This is a genomic window from Nonomuraea sp. NPDC059023 (assembly GCF_042740095.1).
Classification (GTDB): Bacteria; Actinomycetota; Actinomycetes; order Streptosporangiales; family Streptosporangiaceae; genus Nonomuraea.
The window spans coordinates 728,137-747,740 of record NZ_JBHYIO010000001.1 but is presented as its reverse complement, the minus strand read 5'-3'; the positions used below and the strand labels follow the sequence as shown (position 1 = coordinate 747,740).

Genomic DNA, 19,604 nt, shown 5'->3' with positions numbered 1-19,604 from the left:
AGCAAAAACTCATCATATTCCAGACGAGGTGTTGCATGAAATACTTCATGCACTGGCTTTTAACACACTGTTGAGTTCTCAAGAAACGGACGCGTTTTCCAGCGGCTCATTTCGTTGTGTCTTAATTCTTTCAGCCGGTCCGCTTGGTGTCAAATTGACACTCGCGGGCTGACCTGCGGGAATTTCGACCACCCCGTCTCCGGGGCAACCCCTCTAACTTACTCCGACTTCCGGAGCTTGTCGAATCGGGGGTGTCCGTCCGGGTTCGGCGATCTTGGCCGTTCCCGTGGGACTGGTGAACTCTATGTACGTCTCCCGGAACCGTCAAATCAACGAGATGTGTCGGTGTGGTGGGGATCGTGGGGGTAGTACCCCATACGTGAGCGAGCGATCGACACCCCGCGCGATCATCGTGCTGCTGGGCACCGCCTGCGCACTGATCGTGCTTTTCGGGCTGCGGGAGGTCGCCTCGATCGTCGGCCCCATGGTGCTCGCCCTGGTCCTTGTCATCGCCGTGTCTCCTGTGCGGGGATGGCTGGCCGGCAAGCGGGCGCCCGTCTGGGTCCAGGTGGCGGTGCCGTTCCTCATCGTGGTGCTTGTGGTGCTGGCCATGGTCGCGGTGCTGACCGTCTCGGTCACGCAGCTCGCCGGGCTGTTGCCCTCCTACACCGACCAGTTCCAGGGGCTGCTCAACCAGGCGCAGCGTTTCGCCGCCGAGTACGGGTTCGGGAACGAGCAGCTCAGCAAGGCGCTGCAGTCGTTCGATCCGGGCAAGCTGCTCGGTGCGGCTCAGGTGTTGCTGTCCAGCCTGGTCGGGGTGCTGTCGGGTCTGTTTCTGATCGTGGTGCTTCTGCTGGCGATGTCGCTGGACGCGCCGATCACGGCGAAGATCCTGGATTCGGTACGCGGCGAGCGCCCGGGAATCATCACCGCCCTCGAGACCTTCGCCGGCAAGACGCGGCGCTACCTCATCGTCTCCACCGTCTTCGGGATCATCTGCGCCACCTGCGATGTCATCGCCCTGTATCTGCTGGGTGTCCCGCTGCCGCTGCTGTGGGGCGTGCTCGCGCTCATCACCACCTACATCCCGAACATCGGCTTCGTCCTCGGGCTCATCCCGCCGAGCATGCTCGCCCTCCTGGACGGCGGGCCCAAGCAGATGCTCCTGGTCATCGCCGCCTACTGCGTGATCAACGTCGTCTTCCAGGGGCTGGTGCTGCCCAAGTACCTGGGCGACGCGGTGGGACTGTCCACCACGATGACGTTGTTGTCGCTGATCGTGTGGACGTTCGTGCTGGGCCCGCTCGGCGCGTTGCTGGCGATCCCGCTCAGCCTCCTGACGAAGGCGCTCCTGATCGACAGCGACCCGAGCGCGAAATGGGCGGGCGCCCTCATCTCGGGCAAGGCATAACCCGAACGACGGAGGTGTTCTCCCTGACGCCATGTACACAGAACGCGCGCCACACGCCCGGCTGGCCGGCCGGATCTCCTGGCTGTGGGAACAGGTCGCGGAGTCGGACGGCTCCCAGCTCGTGGTGCCCGACGCCGCCGTCGACCTGATCTGGGGTCCCGGCGGCCTGCACGTGGCCGGTCCCGACACCGGCCCGATGCCGACGCCGATGCGCGCGGGCGACGTCTACGTGGGTGTCCGCTTTCATCCCGGGGCCACCGGCGGGCTGTTCGGCGTACCCCTGGAGGAGCTGCGCGACCAGCGCGTCCCCGTCACCGCGCTCGGCGGGGTCATGGACGATCTGGCGGCGCGGCTCGGTCCGGGCGGGCGTACCGGAGAGTCGCCGGAAGTGCGGGCTGCGGTGCGGCGGGAGATGGTCAGGGCCGTGACGGAGCGGTGGGGCGAGACGCCCGCGCCCGACGCGGCGGCGCCCGCGATCGCCACCGCTCTGCGGGCGGGACGGTCGGTGCGCGAGGTCGCCTGGGAGCTGGGGTACAGCGAGCGCCAGCTCCACCGCAGGAGCCTGGCCAGTTTCGGCTACTCCCCCAAGATCCTGCAGCGCATCGTCCGTTTCCAGCGCGCGCTCCGGATGGCCCGCGCGGGCCGGCCGCTGGCCGAGGTGGCGTTCGCGAGCGGCTACGCCGACCAGGCGCACCTGGCCAACGACGTCAAACGGCTGAGCGGCGTCACGATGGGGACATTGCTCGCCTGAAGCGTCAGATCCGGCCGTAGGCGCGCAGCGTCTTGAGCCGCTCGACCGTGATGTGACCACCCCACTCAGTCTGTACGGCAGGCGTCCAAGCCGGCCAGTTGAACCCCCACCCGCCATCCTTCTGCTGCCCGATCAGCGCGTCCAGGTGGCGCTCGATCACGTCGGGGGCGAACAGCGGCAACCGCATCGGCTCCGGCGCGAAGTCCAGCGGGAAGTGCGCGTCCCCCGGCGCGTCGGGGTCGAGCGCGACGGTGGCCAGGATGACCTCCTTGAGCCGCCCGAACTCCGCCTCCGCCCGCTCCCGGTCGGAGGCCAGTTCGAGGAAGAGCACCACGGCCCGCGCCTCGTACGGGGTGGTCTGGTCCTTGATGGCGGCGATGGCGGACCAGCAGAAGTCGGTGGCCCGCGCCAGCCACGGGTGCCGCACGCCGTGCTTGTGCAGGAGCCCGGCGATGGACGCGGTGGGCACGAGGTTCCCGGGCGGGTCGTCGTCGGTCTGCCACCAGGGGGCCCTGGGCGTGTCACGCACGCTGGGCAGCACGAACGGCAGGCCGCCGTCCGGGGTGCACACGCCGCCCAGGTACGCGCAGGCGCCGTTGACCATGGAGTCGTCGAAGGCGTCGAGCTCGTCGAGGATGTGGAAGGCGACCTCTACGGGCTCCGGCTGGCTGCCGGGGCCGCGCAGGTCGGGTTCGAGTGCGTTGCCGAAGCCGCCGTCGTGGTTCTGGTAGGCGCGCAGGACGTCCAGAACCCGTCGCCGGTCGCCGTCGGCGAACAGCGCCTCGAACCGGTAGCGGTCGAGGAGCCGGGCGTTGAGCTGTATGTATGTCGCGGCGCTGCGCACGATGTCCATGCCGCTCACGTTATCGGGGCCGTCGCCATGGATTCTTGAAGGAATCGGACAGGACCATCTGCGTGATCTTCCAGGTCGGCGACCGGGTCAGCTCAAGGACCTGGCCGGTGCGCTGGAGACGGGCCGGGCCCTGCGCGGCCGGCGTCCGGTGGTCAGGAAGGGCGTGGTCGAGTGGGAGTCGTCAGGTCGTGGCTAGCGCCTCCGTCGGCGACATGCGCGCGGCGCGCACGGCGGGGTAGAACCCGGCCAGCCCGCCGATGACCAGCGTGGCCACGATCCCGCCGGCCATCGCCCAGACGGGCACGATCGACGGCCAGCCCTGGAAGGTCGCGTACAGCGAGGTCACGCCGATGCCGAGCACCACGCCGCCGACGCCGCCGATGGCCGACAGCAGCAGCGACTCGGCGAGGAACTGCAGTCTGATCTTCCCCCGGGTGGCGCCGAGCGAGCGGCGCAGCCCGATCTCGGCCCGGCGTTCGAGCACCGAGATGACCATGGTGTTGGCCACGCCGACGCCGCCGACGAGGAGGGCGACGCCGCCGAGCCCGAGCAGCAGCGCGTTCAGGGTGGCGTCGGTGGCCTGCTTGGCGGCCAGCACGTCCGAGGGCCTGGAGACCTCGACCTCGTCGGGGTGGGCGGGGTTGGCGGTGGCGGCGAGCACGTCGCGTACGGCGGTGACCGACTGTTCGTGCGAGCGGGCGTAGACGGTCGTGGGGTAGCCGTCGAAGCCGAGCCGTTCCTCGGCGACCGGCCAGCCGACGAGGGCGGCGGTGTCCACCTCGGGGGCGAGCGGCGCCGGGCCGAGTACGCCGACCACGGTGAACCACTGCCCGCCGAGCCATACGCGCTGGTCGGGCCCGGCTTCGACGACGCCGAGCCGGTCGGCGGCCTTGGCGCCGAGCACGGTGGCCGGGTAGCGCTGGGTGGCCTCGTTCAGCCACGCGCCGCTGACCACCTGGGCGCCGACGTCGCCGATGAGGTCGAGCCTGGCGGCGGTGACCGAGACGCTGCCGGTCTGTCCTTCGGGGATGCGCTCGTTGCGGTAGACGTGGGCGGTCGTGGTGCCGGTGGCGGTGACGGAGGTGACCGGGGGGATCTGCCCGATCATGCCTTCGGCCTCGGTGGGCAGGTGGGAGCTGTCGCCGAACATGGTCTGGCCGGGCGAGACCTTGAGCAGGTTGGTCCCGAGCGCGGCCAGTTGCCGGTTGAGGTCCTCCTGGCTGGAGGCGGAGATGCCGACGACGCCGAGCATGGCGGCGATGCCGATGGCGATGCCGAGCGCCGACAGGAAGACGCGCAGCGGCCGGGCGCGCAGCCCGGCGCCGCCGACCCGTACGACGTCGCGGGCGTGCATCCTGGCCGGGACGAGGGCGGTCATGCGATCACCTTGCCGTCGAGCATCTCGACCTGCCGGGGCAGGGAGGCGGCGATGTCGCGGTCGTGGGTGATGATCACGACGGTGGTCCCGGCGTCGTTGAGCTCGCGCAGCAGGTCCATGACGCCGGCGCCGGAGCGGGAGTCGAGGTTGCCGGTGGGCTCGTCGGCCAGCAGCAGCGACGGGCCGCCGACGACCGCGCGGGCGATCGCCACCCGCTGCTTCTCCCCGCCGGACAGCTGGTGGGGGCGGTGGCCGAGCCGGTGCCCGAGCCCGACCCGCTCCAGCGCGTCCCCTGCGCGCCGCCGCCGCTCGCGCAGGGCGGGGCCGGAGTAGAGCAGCCCGTCGGCGACGTTGTCGAGGGCGGGCACCCCCGCGGCCAGGTGGAACTGCTGGAAGACGAAGCCGATCGTCTGGGCGCGCAGCGCGGACAGCGCCCGGTCGTTGAGCTGCGAGACGTCGTGCCCGGCGATGCGCACGGTGCCGCCGGAGGGCCGGTCGAGGGTGCCGATCATGTTGAGCATGGTCGACTTGCCGGAGCCGGAGGGGCCGACGATGCCGAGCAGTTCTCCCGCGCCGATGCCCAGGGTGACGCCGCGCAGCGCCTGGACCTCGCCGTAGTCCTTGCTGACCTCGTGCAGCTCGGCGATCACTTGGGCACCGCCACGGTGGTTCCCTCGTCCACGCCGGTGACCTCGACCTTGCCGTCGGCGAACAGGCCGGCTTCCACCGCCGCGTATCGGGTCGAGGCGCCCTCGACGACCTGCACGCCGTAGCCGCCCTCGGCGAGGGCGAACAGCGCCCCCACCGGTACGGCCAGCACGTCCTCGCGCTGACCGGACACGACGGTGACCTTCACCGGCCCGGTGTCGAACCCCTTGACCCCGCTCACCGCGACCGTGACCTCGACGGTCGTGGCGGCCTCCTGGCCCTCGCCGGTCGTGGTGGCGGTCTTGCCGATGCTGGAGATCTTGCCCCGCGCCTCGGTGCCGTCGGGCAGCTCGACGGTGGCCTTCATGCCCTTCTTGAGCAGGTGGCGGTCGGCCACGTCGAGGTCGACCAGCACCTCGCGGGTGGTGCCCGTGGAGGTCAGGACGGGGCCGCCGGCCGCGGCGCCGGGCGCGGTCTTGAGCTTGTCGACGCGCAGCGGGCCGTCTGCCACGACGACGTCCTCGGGCTCGACCGTGCCGGTGACGGGGACGCCGATGTCGTCCTGCCAGTCCTCGACGGCCTCGCGGGTGGCCCAGGTGTACTCGCCGTCCACGTCGAAGCCGTCGTAGCCGAGTTTGGCGAGGTTGCGCTCCAGCAGCTCGACGTCCATGCCCTCGACGCCGTCCTGGAGGGTGCGGTAGAGCGGCATCGAGCCGTACAGGAGCGGGACCCGGTCGGCGTCCACGCTGTAGACGGCCTTGCCGCGGGTGATGGTGTCGCCCTCCTTGGGCAGCCAGGTGATGGTGCCCTGGCCGCGTGCGCTGATGTCGGCGGTGGAGCCGTAGCCGAGTGATCCGTCGACGGTCTTGGTCTCGGTCAGCGTCGTGCGGGTGACCTTGGCGGTGGCGGGGGCGGTGCGGGCGGCTATGGCCGTACCGGATCCGTCGCCGCCGAAGCCGATCGCGGCGGCGGCCACCGCGGCGGCCAGCAGGGCCGCGCCACCCGTCCAGGCGACGGCGCGCAGGGCCCTCACTTGCGGACCCCGAGCTGCGGGAACTTGGCGCGGCAGGCCTCGACCGCCTTCTTGAACGCGGGGTCGTCGGCGTTGAGCGCGGGGCGTTTGCCGCCGAAGCCGCCGTTGGGGTCGGGGTCGGGCATGTCGACGCCGTTCTCGCGCATGCAGGCGGCGTAGCCGCGCAGCCGTTCCAGGTCCTCGGGGCTGAGGTCGGCGCGGTCGCGGAAGGGCCGGTACTGCTTGCACGCCTCGGAGGCCTTCTTGAAGGCCTCCTTGTTGACGTCCTTGATGTCGATCTTCAGGCCGCCCATCTTGGCGTTGGGGTCGGGGTCGGGCATGTCGATGCCGTTGTCCCGCATGCACTGGGCGAACTTCCTGGCCTGTTCCTGCGGGTCGGCGGTCGTTGTGGCCGAGGCGCTCGCGGACGCGCTGGGCTTCGCGGAAGCGACCGAGGCCACTCCCGCCGAGGTCGGTTGCGAGCCGCAGCCCGATATCACGGCAAGGGCGCCGATGGCGATGAGGATTCGCGTCATGGCCCGACTGTGGCCAGCTCGGATCAGAGCGGGCTGGGAGCCGCCTCGGAGGCAGGTAGGAATACGCGGAACCTGGCGCCCTCGCCGGGGCCGGTGTCGAGCGTGACCCTGCCGCCGTGCGCGTGCACGATGGCCGCGACGATCGCCAGCCCCAGTCCCGCGCCGCCGTCCGCGCGCGAGCGTCCCTGCCCGACCCGGTAGAGCCGGTCGAAGAGGTACGGCACGTGCCGCTCGTCGATCCCCGGCCCGGTGTCGGCCACCTCCAGCACGGCCATGCCGTCGGCGCGCCCGACGCGGACCGTCACCGAGGCGTCGGCCGGGGTGTGGGCCAGCGCGTTGCCGACGAGGTTGGCGGCCACCTGCCGCAGCCGGGCCTCGTCTCCGGCCAGCGAGACCGGGGCGAGCGTGTCGCCGAGCCCGGCCAGCCTGACCTGCCGGTCGGGCACCCTGGCGCGGGCGTCCCTGATGGTGTCGGCGGCGACCTCCAGCAGGTCGACCCGGCCGCGTTCGAGCGCGCGTTCCTCGTCGAGCTGGGCCAGCGTGAGCAGGTCGTTGACGAGCACGCCCATCCTGGTGGCCTCGTCCTCGATGCGGCGCATGGTCTCGTCGGCGTCGCCGCCGCCGCGCCGGTGCAGTTCGGCGAAGCCGCGTACCGAGGTGAGGGGGGTGCGCAGCTCGTGGGAGGCGTCGGCGAGGAAGCGGCGCATGCGGGCCTCGGAGGCGGTTCTGGCGGCCATTTCGTGGGTGACGCGGTCGAGCATGACGTTCATGGCCAGGCCGAGGCGGCCCGGCTCGGTGTGCGGGTCGGGGTCGGGGACGCGGCGGGCGAAGTCGCCGCCGGAGATGTGGGCAGCGGTGTTCTCCATGCGGGTCAGGGGGCGCAGGCCGAGGCGTACCAGGACATCCGCGGCCATGCCCAGCAGGACCAGCACGGCGGCGCTGACGGCGACGGCGATGGCGATGAGAGAGGTGCGGGTCTGCTCCACGTCGGCCAGGGAGGTGCCGATGACGACCGTGTCGCCCATGGGGACGGCGGTCGCCACCACCCGCCAGCCGGCGCCCTCGCTGCCGGGCACGGTGTAGGGGCCGTCGTAGCGGAGCCGGTCGATCTCGGGGCCCGGGTCCTTCGTGGCGGGCAGGGTGGTCTTCAGCGTGCCGGACCTGGTGTAGATCATGATGCGGGAGACCTGGGCCACCCGTTTGGTGAGCAGCCGTTCCAGGCTCACGTCCACGGCCGTGTAGCGGGCCGGCGGCCTGATCGGCGGCGGTTGCTGGATGCGGGTCCCGATGGTCGTGGAGGCCGCGACGAGCTGCTCGTCCACGCGGCGGACGAGCATGCCCTGGAGCAGCGCGATGCCGACGACGTTGGCGAGGACGAGGGCGAGCGTGGTCAGTGCCAGGATCGAGACGACCAGCCGGGTGCGCAACGTCCAGCGCTTCATCGCGGGCTCCTGAGCGTGTAGCCGACGCCGCGGACGGTCTGGATCAGGCCGGGGATCTTCTTGCGCAGGTAGTAGACGTAGGACTCGACGATGCTGGAGTCGCCGTCGAAGTCGTAGCGCCAGACGCTGTCGAGGATCTGGGCCTTGCTGACCACCCGTCCGGCGTTGGCCAGCAGGTACTCCAGCAGGTTGAACTCGGTGGGCGACAGCTCGACGCGGGCTCCGGCGCGGCGTACCTCGTGGGCGGCGGTGTCCAGCTCCAGGTCGGCATAGCTGAGCAGTTCGGCGGGCGGGCCGCCGCCGCGGCTGCGCCGCAGGATGGCGCGGATGCGCAGCACGACCTCCTCCAGGCTGAACGGCTTGGCCACGTAGTCGTCGGCGCCCAGCGTGAGGCCCTGCACCCGGTCCTCGACGGTGTCGCGGGCGGTCAGGAACAGCACCGGGATGCGCTCGCCGAGCCGCCGCGCGACCTCGAAGCCGTCGAAGTCACCCAGCATGACGTCGAGCACCACGATGTCCGGCTCGAAGTCGCGGGCGGCGCTGATCGCCTCCGCACCGCTCTCGGCGGTCCTGACCTCGAAGGAGACCAGCCGGAGTGTCTGCGAGAGCAAGGCGCGGATGTTCGGCTCGTCGTCCACCACGAGCACCTTGGCCGGTCTGTCCATGCGCCAAGCATTACCTCGGCTACCTCAAAGCAGCATCAAAGGCCGCACAGGCGGTCAGCAGGAGGCAGAGGAGTAGCAGCGGGCGCATCACTTCATGGTGAAGACCGGGCCCCGCGCGCGGAAGGGCAGGTGCCCGCCCTGCGGGATCAGGAACGCGTGCTCGCGCCGGATCCGCAGCACGTCGCACTGGCCGTCGGTGATGAGCAGGATCGGCCCGTCCTGCGGGAAGTCGGGCGCCCGTTCCAGGAGGTTCACGCCGGGTTGCAGGATCGTGCCGCCCCGGCCGCGTACGCGTACCCGCTGGGCGATGTCCTCCACGGGCAGGTAGCCCGCGTCGTAGGCGGCGGCGTCGCAGAAGACCACGCGGGCGCGGGGCACGTCCCTGGCGATGGCGTAGGAGGCGATCGCGCCCAGGGCCTTGCCGAGCATCTTCACGTCCATCGAGCCTGAGGTGTCCAGGACGACGCCGAACGTCGCCTGCCGGACCAGTTCCTCGGGACGTACCCAGCCGGGGCGGGGGATGTCGGGCGTCGCGGACTGGCGGCGGGAGGCGCGCGCGTACGAGCGGCGCTTGTCCACCGCCGGCACGTGCTCGTCGAACCAGCGTGCCAGCCGCGCGTCCCACGGCAGCGGCGGCTGGTCGAGCGCGCGGATCTCCTGCTCCAGCCCGGCGGGGACGAAGCCGCGCCCGCTGGTCTGGTGGTAGACCAGGCCTTGGGCCAGCGCGTTGCGGTAGTACTCGTCGAGATCCACGTAGCCCTTGGCGCCGCACAGCGGGCGGTCGAGCACGTCGCCGAGCCCGCGGCCGCGCAGTGTCGCCAGCTTGCGCAGCCGCCGCAGGTCGGTGACGATCCGGTCGTAGACCGCCTCGGCCGACTGGCCCGCGAGCGACGGGTCGTGCAGGAGCCCTTCCGGCATCTCCCCCACGCCCATCTCGACGAGCCAGCCGTTGATCACGTAGTCGCAGGCGATGTTCCAGACGTACGGCTCCCGCCCGCCCGTCCGCTCCCCGTGCCGCAGCGCGGCGTGGAGCATCTCGTGGGCCAGCACGAACCGCCACTCCTCGACGGACAGGCCGGCCAGCGGGTTGACGTAGATCTCCGCGGCCTCGGCGCTGACCGCGGCGACCGAGATGTCCCAGCCGCGGGCCAGGTCGGCGTCGGCGACGATGGTCATCCCGGCGGCCAGCGCGCCGAGCAGCGGGTAGGAGGAGACGAACCAGCGCAGCGCGACGTCCCACGGGCCGTCGGGGCGCTGGTCCCCGGTCGTGCGCGGGGTCCCGGCCTTCTCCAGGGCCGAGGTGGCGGTCCTGGCCACGCCGATGGCGAAGGAGCGTTCGTGGTCGAGGTGCTTGGCGAGGTCCTCGTCGCCGATGAGGAAGTCGGCCTGGCCGAGCGGCTCGTACTCAGGGGGCAGCCCGATCCTGCGCCAGCGCTCGGAGAGCGTGACCTCGGGCTCGGCCGGCAGTTCGGCGGGCAGCGGCGTGGGGCAGCGGCCCAGCTTCAGCGTGCGCAGGAAACGTTCGACGTGCGCGCAGCAGGCGGCCTGGTAGGCGACGTCGGGCAGGTTGGACCGCTGCCAGGAGGCCACGACCTCGGCGCCGATGTCGGCGGGCGCGCAGTTGCGCGGGTCGGCGTGGCCGAAGCCGAGGTGGAGCAGGAGGTGGGCGAAGATCCACGCCCATTCCTCCGGCTCCGCCTTGCGGTGCGGGTGGTGGTGGACGTCGCCTTCGACGGAAACGGTCGCCCAGGTCTCCTTGGACAGGTCGCCGTCGTCGGCCGGGTTAAGGGTGGCGCGGTAGACCTCGAACAGCGGGTGCCCGGTGACCATGCTCCAGCCCTGGTGCACCTTCAGCCGCCAGGGGTCGAGTTTCTGCTTCTTCCTCATGAGCGCGCCGCGGAGAGCCGGGGCAGATCGCGGCCGACCTCGACGAGGAACCACGTCGGCAGGGCGGGCGCGCCGTCGGCCTCGTTGGCGATGACCAACTGCGCGCACTCCAGCGAGATCTCGGCCAGCTCGACCAGCAGCGTCTTGGCCCGGAAGGCCAGGTCGCGGCCCCGGCTGGAGGCGCCGCGCTTGTCGGCGGGCAGTTCCTTGATCAGGCGGGCGCGGAAGGTCTCGGACAGGAAGTAGAGCAGGTCGCGTTCCTCCGGCCGGCGCGGCCAGGGCGCCTCGCCCTTGAGGACGGCGTCGAGGTCGTAGGCGTGGCGGACGGTCTTGACGTAGGCGCGGAAGGCCGAGGCGTGGGTGGCGGTGAGGGTGCCGAAGGCGAGCATGGCGAGGATCTCGTCCTCGATGTCGTCGCCGTAGGAGGTGATGACGTCGGAGAGCATGTGCCAGGCGCGCGGCGAGGAGAAGGCCTCCTCGGTCTTCGGCGGCGCGCTCCACAGGTGGTCGGGCCGCTGGACGAGGTAGTCGACGATCCAGGGGTGGATGCCGCTTCCGGCCGCCCACTTGAGCCAGTCGTCGGCGCTGGCGCGCAGGTGTACGTGGACCAGCCGGTTGATCAGCGCCGAGGCCATGGGCCTGGCCAGGGCGTTGTCGGTGGCGCGGTTGCCGGCGCCGATCACGACCGAGCCGGCGGGCAGCTCGTAGGCGCCGATCCTGCGATCGAGGATCAGCGAGTAGAAGGCCTTCTGCACCTCGGGCGAGGAGGCGTTGAGCTCGTCGAGGAACAGGCAGTAGGGCTCGTCCCTGGCGATCGACTCCGGCGGCGCGAAGCGGCTGCGCCCGCCGACGAGTTCGGGGACGCCGATGAGGTCCTCGGGGGCGAGCTGGGTGCCGAGCAACGTCACACACTCCAGGCCCAGGGAGCCGGCGAACTCGCGGACGAGCGAGCTCTTGCCGATTCCCGGTGCGCCCCAGAGAAAGACGGGGCGCACCACGGCGACGTGCAGCAGCAGCTCGGGGAGCTGTGCCGGGGTGACCGTGACGTTTGCCTGCATGCCCACAAGAGTGGCGAAACCGGCAGGGGCCGCGCACCCCGTTTAATGCGTTGCGAGCGTTCACGCCGCCCTCGTAGGGTCGTCGGCATGTGTTGCACAGGCTTCTACAGCTTCTACACCATCCGCATCCGCGGCAGCCGGGCTCTGGCTCGCTAGCGGACTGCTCGACTTCTCAGCGCGTCCGTAATAGCGCGCCCAGGGCCCTTCGAGATCCCATTCGTCTCGAGGACCCGAAAGGGCTGCAGCTGTGGCGCAGAACTTCGCACACGGTAACTTTTCCCACACTCAGAAGAAGGCCAGGAACTCCGGCGGCGGCGGTCGCACGCCCAGAGACAGGGCGCGGCGCGAGCTCTCGCAGAACTTCCTGGTCGATCGGCATGCCGTCGACCTGATCGTGAAGGCCGCGCGGCCGCACGGCCTCGTTCTCGAACCCGGCGCCGGTGAGGGCGCGCTGACCAGCGCCCTGGCGGGCCAGGAGGGCGTGGAGGTCGTCGGCTACGAGATCGACCCGCTGCTGGCCGCCAAGCTCAGGGCCAGGACCGGGCTGACGATCGTCAAGGGCGACTTCACCAAGGCCAGGCCGCCGAAGGAGCCGTTCGCGGTGGTCGGCAACATCCCGTACTCGATCACATCGAAGATCGTCGACTGGTGCCTGCGGGCGCGCACGATGACCTCGGCGACCCTGCTCACCCAGCTGGAGTACGCCCGCAAGCGCTCGGGCGACTACGGCAGGTGGAGCCTGGTCACCGTGGAGAGCTGGCCGTGGTTCCACTGGGAGCTGCTCGGCCGGGTCGGCCGGGAGAGCTTCCGGCCGATACCCGCGGTCGACTCCGGCATCCTGCGCATCGAGCGGCGCCCTGAGCCGCTGGTGGAGGATGCCGCGGCCTGGCATGAAATGGTCGAGCTCGGGTTCACCGGGGTGGGCGGCTCGCTGCGCGCCTCGCTGAAGACCCGCTATCAGGGCGTCGACGCCGCCCTGACGCGGGCGGGCGTCGAGCGCGACGCGGTGGTGGGTTACGTCCACCCCGACCAGTGGATCACTGTCTACCGGGAGCTACACCGCTGACTTCATCCGCCGCTCGGCGGGTGCGGACACGGGGGTGGCGAGCTCTGGGACCGTCGGATGACGGCGGTTCCAGGGCATCGCCATGACCAGGATCGGCAGCAGCACGATGGAGGCGAGCGCCCACTCCGAGTGCAGCGCCCACCAGGTGTTCTCGTCGAACTGCGTCATGTAGAGGTAGCCGTAGGCGGCCCAGGCCGAGCAGCCGATGATCGCCGGCCAGGCGAAGCGGGTGGGCCTGGCGACCAGGAACGGCATGAACCACATGAGGTACTGCGCGCCGAGCCGGGGCGTGACCACCATGAAGGCGATCAGCATCGCGATGGTCATGTCGATCGGGTCGGCCCGCCGCCACAGCAGGACGCAGGCGACCATGGTGGCGTAGATCAGGTAGGTGCCGGGAACGACGAGGTCGGGACGCAGCTCCCAGTTGCCGTCGCTGAACTGCGCGGCCCAGCCCCAGTCGCCGACGATCGGCCGGATGTCCCCCATGACGGACATCGCTTCCCGGATCTGGCCGAGCGAGGTGTTCACCACGAACGGCAGCGAGAGCAGGAAGAGCACCGGCACCAGGCCGGTGAAGAACAGCGAGACGATCCTGGCCCGCAGGTTGGGCAGGAGCAGCAGCATGCCCGGGATCAGCCAGATCGGCCAGCTCTTCGAGCACAGCGCCAGGCCCATGAGCACTCCGGCGAACATGCCGCGCCGCAGGTCGTGGCGGTCGTCGCCGGTCGGCATGAGCGAGCGGTGCAGCAGGCCGCCGGGGCGGATCACCCTGGCCAGCGCGTTGCGCCAGCCGTAGGCGGCCACGCCGCGGCGCAGGCGCACCCTCACCTCGGTCGTGACGCCCGCCCGGTACGGCGAGCCAGGCCCCCTGGCCACCACGAACGCGGCCACGCCGAAGGCCAGCGCGACCGGCTCGACCTGGCCGTGGATGGCCGCGACCAGCAGGGCCAGCGGGTTGAGCGCGTACTGCAGCGCGCGCAGGTTGGCCTTGGGGCCGCCGGACAGCTTGGCCACCAGCGGGATCAGCGCGATGTCGGCCACGACCGTGACCAGGCGCCCGGCGAACTCCCACGGGATGCCCAGCCAGAGCAGGAAGCCGTAGACGTACGGGATCGTCGGCAGGAAGTGCCAGCCGCCCTCGCTGGCCAGGACCGGGTCCTGGCCGTTCAGGATGGCCACGCCCGCGGGCTTGAAGCTCTCCATGAAGTCGACCGGCTGCCAGGCGTCGTCGGCCGCGGTGAACAGCAGCAGCGTCCGTACGGCCACGCCCACGAGGATCGCGACGACGAGGGATGGTCTCCAGTCACGCCATTGGGCGAGAAGGGCGAGCACGACACCGGCGACGAGGACTATCCCCGTGAGGACTGCGTATTCCATGGCGGCCTCTAGCCTGCCGTACCCGGGAGGGTGCTGCCACCGGGGTCGTCGAATGCGCGGTCAGACATGACACTCGATAAGTATGCTTACCAACACCATTTGTGCACTCCTTTTACCTGCGGTGACGCCCGGCCCAGGCGCTGTTCCGGCCGGGAAATTCACAGGAAACTCTCAGCTCGTTCACCCGCCCAGCGCCGCCCGCGCGTCGACGACGCCCAGGCCGAGGCGCAGGTCCTTGGTCGGGTTCTGCGCGGTCTGGCGGATGGCCCTCATGGTCTGGTCGGGGGTCTTCCCCTGCCCGATCAGAAGCGCCGCCAACCCCGCCACGTACGGCGCCGCCATCGAGGTGCCGTCGAGCAGGCCGTACCCGCTGGTGTTCGTGCGGGTCTCCGGGGTCGGGTAGGTCGGCAGCGTGGACAGGATGCGCACGCCGGGGGCGGTGACGGCGTCCTCCGCGCCGAAGTTGGAGAAGTCAGCGGGCTTGCCCTGCTGGTCGCTGGCGCCGACGACCAGGACCTGCGTGGCCGTCTTGTACGGCTGCTTGACGGTGCCCTCGTTCCCCGCCGCGGCCACGACGACCGCGCCCCTGCTGTAGGCGTGCAGGATGGCCGGGTTGAGCGTGCCGCCCTTGAGCAGCCGCGACAGCAGGCCGGTCTCGCCCAGGCTGAGGTTGATCACCTTGGCGCCGTTGTCGGCGGCCCAGACGATGCCCTTGACGATCGTGGCCCGGTCGCCCGATCCGACGGTGCCGAGGACGCGTACCGGCATGATCATGGCGCCGGGGGCCGCGCCGGCGATGCCGATGCCGTTGCGGGTGACGGCGGCGGCGATGCCGGCCACGTGGGTGCCGTGGCCGTTGCGGTCCTTGGGATCCTGGTCGCCGTCGACGAAGTCGTAGCCATCGACGATCTTGTCCTTGAGGTCGGGGTGGTCGGTGTCCACCCCGGTGTCCACGATCGCGATCACCACGCCGTCGCCCTGTTCCTGCGTCCAGGCCTGGGGCAGCTTGATCGCCGGCAGGCCCCACTGCTGGGGTTCGAGCGGGTCGGGCTCGGGCGAAGCGCAGCCCGCCACGATCGCCAGGATCGCGGCGAGCGTCAGAACTCGCCTCATCATGCCCCCCGATGCTCACGATAAGTCCCGATAAGACTACACAGAGCGCCTAAAGGGGTAGGCGGGAGGAGCGAGGTGAGGCGCCTCGGGGGAGGTAACCCGGAAACCTCTCCCGAGGAGCCTCAGCCCCGCTCCTCCCGGGTCTCAGCCGAGCGCGTTGAGGTACGCCCGGTGGTTGCGGGAGAACTCGAAGGAGTTGTACTTGTCCCAGTTGATCGACCAGGTCATGAGCCCCCGCAGGTTCGGATAGACCCCACGCGGCCGGTACGGCCCGCAGTTCGTGCCCTTGGCCAGGCAGTCGAAGGCCTTCTGGACCTCGGCCACCGTGGTGAAGCCGTTGCCCGCCCACGGCGCCGCCGGCAGGCCGATGGCGACCTGGTCCTGGCGGAGCGCGGGGAAGACGTTGGCGGTGTTGCCCATGATGGGGAAGCCCGCGAGCAGCATGTCGGTCATCGCGACGTGGAAGTCGTGGGTGCCCATCGTGTGGTACTGGTTGTCCAGGCCCATGATCGGCCCGGAGTTGTAGTCCTGGACGTGCAGGAGCGTCAGGTCGTCGCGCATCGCGTGGATCACCGGCAGGTAGGACGCGGCGCGCCGGTCGGCGGACCCGCTCGGGCCCGGTCCGTAGAACTGGTAGCCGAGCTGGACGAAGAAGGTCTCCGGCGCCATGGTCAGCACGAAGCGGGAGCCGTACTTCGCCTTGAGGGTTCTGAGGGCGGAGATCAGGTTGACGATCACCGGGGTGGTCGGGTTGCTCAGGTTGGTGTCCCCGGAGTTGAGATAGAGGGAGTGGCCTTCGAAGTCGATGTCGAGGCCGTCCAGGCCGTAGCGGTCGATGATCGCGCTCACCGACGAGACGAACGTGTCACGCGCGCCCGCGCTGGTGAGCTGGACCTGGCCGTTCTGACCGCCGATGGAGATGAGGACCTTCTTGCCCGCGGCCTGCTTGGCCCGGATGGCGGCGATGAAGTCCGCCTCCGGCTCGACGTTCGGGCACTCGGCCGCCGGGCAGAGCCGGAAGCGGATGTCGCCCGAGGTCACCGAGGTCGGCTCGCCGAAGGCGAGGTTGATGACGTCCCACTCGTTCGGGACGTCGGCCATCCGGATGTAGCCGGAGCCGTTGGCGAAGGAGGCGTGCAGGTAGCCGACCATGACCCGCTTGGGCAGCTGGCCGCCGGGTCCGCCGCCCTCGGTCGTGGTGCCGGGGACCTCGGAGGTGTAGGCGGAGCAGTTGCCCGAGCCGTCGCAGGCGCGGACCTTGAAGCGGTAGGTGGTCTTCGCGGTCAGGCCGCCCACCGTGGTCGAGGTGCCCGTGACGGAGGTGGGGGCGGCGCCGTCGCGGGAGAGCTCGTAGCGGGCGATGGTGCCGGAGTTGTCGGTGGAGGCCGACCAGCTCACCGACAGCGAGCTCTGGGTGGCGCCGCCCACGGCGAGGTTGCCGGGGACGGTCGGCGGCGTGGTGTCGTCGGGCGGCGGGGTGCCGGGCGGCCCGTCGAGCACCACGTCGTCGGCCTGGTAGGCGCCCTGGCCGTACCAGCTGTTGACGTAGACGGTCACGCTGGTCGTGCTCGCGCCGGTGGTGAAGGTCGTGCTCAGCTGGCGGTAGGCCGAGGGCGAGGACGTCCAGGTGCTGACGTCGGTGGTGCCGGTGCCCAGGGCGCCGAGGAAGACGTAGCCGCCGCGCACCCAGGCGGACAGGGTGTAGGAGGACGAGGGCTTGACGCTGATCACCTGCTGGCAGCGTCCGGTGTCGCTGCCGGCCGGGGTGGCCTGCAGCGCCTTGGACCCCGAGTGGACCGGGGTGGTGACCGCCTGGGCTCCGGACGCGGCGGTGCAGGTCCAGCTCGCGAGGTCGCTCTCGAAGCCCGGGTTGCTCAGGATGTTGGCGGCGAGAGCGGGCGGGGCGGAGACCGCCGTGAGGCCGAGGGCCAGCACGGCGGCCGCCGCGATATGACGAAGGCGCATGGCCTAGAACCCCGCCGTGATGCGGGTGAACTCCCAGTCGGCCTGGGCGATGCCGCTGCAGTCGGAGCGCACGCCGCCGCCAGGGCACGGCCGGTCGCGGTTGACCGCCCAGTACGCCAGCCTGGTCAGGCCCTTGGACTTGGCCCAGTCGCGGATCTGCGTCCAGGTGGCGGGTGAGGTGAGCTCCTGCTGGTCGGACAGGCCGTTCATGCCGGAGATGCCCATGCGGGCGTAGGCCTGCGCGTCGGTGTAGCCGTAGGCGTTCTTCAGCGCGGTCTTCAGGCCCTCGGAGGCGTTGACTGTGTCCTGGTACATGTTGGAGCCGCCGAAGTCGAACGGCATGATCGTGAAGTTGTCGATCGGCACGCTGAGCGCCTTGGCCTGGTTGATCAGGCGGACGCCGTGGGAGTTCGGGCCGGTCCTGGTGGTGCCGAAGGTCACCACGATCTTCACGCTCGGGTTGTTCTGCTTGACGATCTTGAGGGCGTTCAGGATGCGGTCCTGCACCGTGTAGTTCTCGAACTCGTCGGTGTTCTCGATGTCGAAGTCCACGACGGCCGGTCCGACGGCGTTGATGACCTGCTGTACGGCGCCGGCGAAGGCCTGCGGCGTGGAGCAGTTGGGGCCGAGCTTGTTGCCCGACCAGCCGCCGAAGGAGATCTGCACGTTGCCGCCGGCGTTCTTGATGGCCGAGATCGCCTGGGCGTCGGCGCCGCCGGTCAGCGGCCGGTTGCCGTCCCACGCCGGGTTGCAGCCGCCGCTGGCCAGGATGAAGGCCATGGTGAAGGACTTCACCCCGGTCGCGCTCATGACGGTCGCGGGCGCGGGCGGGTTGCCCCACCCCATGTAGAGGTACGGCGCGCCGGCCATCTTGCCCGGCGGGTCCGGGTTGGTGCAGCCGGAGGTGGTGGCGGCGGCGTCACGGCCGGTGGACTCGCCCACGTTGTTGTAGGCCTTGACCGTGTAGCTGTGCGACTCGCACGTGCCCAGGCCGGAGATGGTGGCGCTGGTGCCGGTGACCGTCGTCTTCAGGGTCGAGCCCTCGTAGACGCGGTAGCCGGTGACCGTACCGGAGGAGGCGCCCCAGCTGAGCGAGATGGAGTTGTTGGTGACCGAGGTGCTGATGGCGCCGGGCTGGCCGGGCACGCCCGGCTGCGGGGTGCTGCCGCCGGCCTTCCACAGCGCGGGCACGCGCGGCGGCTCCCAGCCGGGCAGCGAGGTGTGGCCCTGGATGGCGGTGTAGGAGGTGCCCTGGTAGGTGACGACGGCGCCCACGGCGTACTGGGTGTAGGGCGCCCATTCGGCGAAGAACGCGATCGTGCGGACTGAGCCGGCGGTCGCGGTCGTCGCCGCGGCCAGGCCCCCGAACAGCAGGGCGGCCGCGGAGATCAGCGCGACGAGTAGGCGTCTCATGGCATTCCCTGAAGGTGCGGCTTGACGGTCTTGGAGAAGTTCCAGTTGTTGCTGGCGTCCCAGTTGATGGACCAGGTCATCGCGCCCCTGATGTCCGGCCACGCCTGCGGGGGCACGAAGCTGCCGCAGTTGGTGCGCTTGGACAGGCAGTCGAGTGCCTGGTTGACCAGGCTCGGGTTGACGACTCCGCCGCCCGCGGCGCCCGGTCCGGCCGGCAGGCCGAGTGCCACCTGGTCGGCGCGCAGGCCGTTCTGGAGCTGGATGCAGGCGAGCGCGGTCATGAAGTTGACCGTCCCCTGCGAGTAGGCCTGGGCCTGGTCGCAGCCGAGCATGCTGCCGGAGTTGTAGTACTGCATGTGGACGACCGTGAGGATGTCCTTGATGTTCAGGGCGAGCTTGAAGTACTCCATCCCGGTCGACTGCATGTCGATGGTCTGCGGGGCCATCGTGATGATGAGGTTCGAGCCGGCCTTGGCGCGCAGTTCCCTGAGCGCCTGGCCCATGTAGGTGGCGTTGAGCCCGTTCTCCAGGTCGATGTCCACGCCGTCGAAGCCGTAGCTCTGCATGATGCCCCAGACGCTGTTGGCGAACTGGGTCGCCGCGGCGGAGCTGGCCACCTGGACGCGTCCCAGCTCACCGCCGACGCTCAGGATGATCTTCTTGCCGCGCTGGTGCAGGGCCTGCACGTCGGCGCGGAACTGGGCGTCGGTGTAGCCGCCGAGCGCGCTGGAGAGGCCCGGGTCGAGCGTGAACGTCACCTGGCCGGGGGTGCTGGTGGCCTCGGCGAAGGCGATCGCGACGAGGTCGTACTCGTTGGGCACCGCCGACAGCCGCAGCTCGGTGGCCGGGTTGACGAAGTTGTGCCAGTAGCCGGTGAGGAAGTGCTTGGGCAGCGGGCCGCCGCCGGTGCAGCCGGTGGTGGTGCCGGAGGCGTCACGCCCCGTCGACTCGCCCACACTGTTGTAGGCCTTGATCGTGTACGTGTGCGACTCACACGTACCCAAACCCGAAATCGTGGCACTCGTA

At 70.5% G+C, this 19,604-nt stretch carries 17 protein-coding genes; 3 read left to right on the top strand and 14 right to left on the bottom strand.

The window, feature by feature from the left end; all coding sequences use genetic code 11:
• Positions 1 to 379 precede the first annotated feature (379 nt).
• Together ACFWYW_RS03455 and ACFWYW_RS03450 are read left to right on the top strand one after the other, a co-directional pair.
• Complete coding sequence (locus ACFWYW_RS03455) at positions 380 to 1,411, top strand: AI-2E family transporter (protein ID WP_379625871.1); 1,032 nt, start codon at positions 380 to 382, stop codon at positions 1,409 to 1,411.
• Between the two features lie 31 nt (positions 1,412 to 1,442).
• Complete coding sequence (locus ACFWYW_RS03450) at positions 1,443 to 2,162, top strand: helix-turn-helix domain-containing protein (RefSeq protein ID WP_379625874.1); 720 nt, start codon at positions 1,443 to 1,445, stop codon at positions 2,160 to 2,162.
• Between the two features lie 4 nt (positions 2,163 to 2,166).
• Here the strand turns inward: ACFWYW_RS03450 and ACFWYW_RS03445 are convergent, their stop codons facing one another.
• From ACFWYW_RS03445 to ACFWYW_RS03405, 9 genes are all read right to left on the bottom strand, one after another.
• Complete coding sequence (locus ACFWYW_RS03445) at positions 2,167 to 3,015, bottom strand: hypothetical protein (protein WP_379625876.1); 849 nt, start codon at positions 3,013 to 3,015, stop codon at positions 2,167 to 2,169.
• Positions 3,016 to 3,196: 181 nt separating this feature from the next.
• The gene (locus tag ACFWYW_RS03440) at positions 3,197 to 4,393 is read right to left on the bottom strand and encodes an ABC transporter permease (RefSeq protein WP_379625878.1); all 1,197 of its coding nucleotides are present in this window, start codon (positions 4,391 to 4,393) and stop codon (positions 3,197 to 3,199) included.
• On the bottom strand, positions 4,390 to 5,043 hold the full coding sequence (locus ACFWYW_RS03435) for an ABC transporter ATP-binding protein (RefSeq protein WP_379625880.1): 654 nt from the start codon (positions 5,041 to 5,043) through the stop codon (positions 4,390 to 4,392). The genes ACFWYW_RS03440 and ACFWYW_RS03435 overlap by 4 nt, the downstream gene beginning before the upstream one ends.
• On the bottom strand, positions 5,040 to 6,074 hold the full coding sequence (locus tag ACFWYW_RS03430; protein WP_379625882.1) for a peptidoglycan-binding protein: 1,035 nt from the start codon (positions 6,072 to 6,074) through the stop codon (positions 5,040 to 5,042). Before ACFWYW_RS03430 ends, ACFWYW_RS03435 begins: the two co-directional genes overlap by 4 nt.
• Complete coding sequence (locus ACFWYW_RS03425; protein WP_379625884.1) at positions 6,071 to 6,589, bottom strand: hypothetical protein; 519 nt, start codon at positions 6,587 to 6,589, stop codon at positions 6,071 to 6,073. The genes ACFWYW_RS03430 and ACFWYW_RS03425 overlap by 4 nt, the downstream gene beginning before the upstream one ends.
• A 23-nt stretch (positions 6,590 to 6,612) precedes the next feature.
• The gene (locus ACFWYW_RS03420; protein WP_379625886.1) at positions 6,613 to 8,031 is read right to left on the bottom strand and encodes an ATP-binding protein; all 1,419 of its coding nucleotides are present in this window, start codon (positions 8,029 to 8,031) and stop codon (positions 6,613 to 6,615) included.
• A complete protein-coding gene (locus ACFWYW_RS03415) occupies positions 8,028 to 8,696 on the bottom strand; it encodes a response regulator transcription factor (RefSeq protein WP_184965426.1) in 669 nt (222 codons plus the stop codon). Before ACFWYW_RS03415 ends, ACFWYW_RS03420 begins: the two co-directional genes overlap by 4 nt.
• Positions 8,697 to 8,783: 87 nt before the next feature.
• On the bottom strand, positions 8,784 to 10,583 hold the full coding sequence (locus ACFWYW_RS03410) for a hypothetical protein (protein WP_379625889.1): 1,800 nt from the start codon (positions 10,581 to 10,583) through the stop codon (positions 8,784 to 8,786).
• Positions 10,580 to 11,641, bottom strand: a complete 1,062-nt coding sequence (locus ACFWYW_RS03405; RefSeq protein ID WP_379625891.1) for an AAA family ATPase — start codon at positions 11,639 to 11,641, stop codon at positions 10,580 to 10,582. The genes ACFWYW_RS03410 and ACFWYW_RS03405 overlap by 4 nt, the downstream gene beginning before the upstream one ends.
• Before the next feature lie 247 nt (positions 11,642 to 11,888).
• Between ACFWYW_RS03405 and erm the strand changes: the two genes are divergently transcribed.
• On the top strand, positions 11,889 to 12,707 hold the full coding sequence (gene erm / locus ACFWYW_RS03400) for an ErmE/ErmH/ErmO/ErmR family 23S rRNA (adenine(2058)-N(6))-methyltransferase (RefSeq protein WP_379625893.1): 819 nt from the start codon (positions 11,889 to 11,891) through the stop codon (positions 12,705 to 12,707).
• Here the strand turns inward: erm and ACFWYW_RS03395 are convergent.
• The 5 genes from ACFWYW_RS03395 to ACFWYW_RS03375 all read right to left on the bottom strand — a co-directional run.
• The gene (locus tag ACFWYW_RS03395; RefSeq protein WP_379625895.1) at positions 12,696 to 14,087 is read right to left on the bottom strand and encodes a hypothetical protein; all 1,392 of its coding nucleotides are present in this window, start codon (positions 14,085 to 14,087) and stop codon (positions 12,696 to 12,698) included. The two genes, erm and ACFWYW_RS03395, sit on opposite strands and share 12 nt — an antisense overlap.
• Before the next feature lie 180 nt (positions 14,088 to 14,267).
• Positions 14,268 to 15,203 (bottom strand): S8 family peptidase, encoded by a 936-nt coding sequence (locus tag ACFWYW_RS03390; protein ID WP_379625898.1) that lies wholly within the window; start codon positions 15,201 to 15,203, stop codon positions 14,268 to 14,270.
• A 141-nt stretch (positions 15,204 to 15,344) separates the two neighbouring features.
• The gene (locus ACFWYW_RS03385) at positions 15,345 to 17,165 is read right to left on the bottom strand and encodes a chitinase (RefSeq protein ID WP_379625900.1); all 1,821 of its coding nucleotides are present in this window, start codon (positions 17,163 to 17,165) and stop codon (positions 15,345 to 15,347) included.
• 3 nt (positions 17,166 to 17,168) lie between these two features.
• Complete coding sequence (locus tag ACFWYW_RS03380) at positions 17,169 to 18,578, bottom strand: carbohydrate-binding protein (protein ID WP_379625902.1); 1,410 nt, start codon at positions 18,576 to 18,578, stop codon at positions 17,169 to 17,171.
• Positions 18,575 to 19,604 (bottom strand): chitinase (locus tag ACFWYW_RS03375; RefSeq protein WP_379640896.1); only part of this gene is annotated, 1,030 nt, incomplete at its 5' end. The genes ACFWYW_RS03375 and ACFWYW_RS03380, both read right to left, overlap by 4 nt.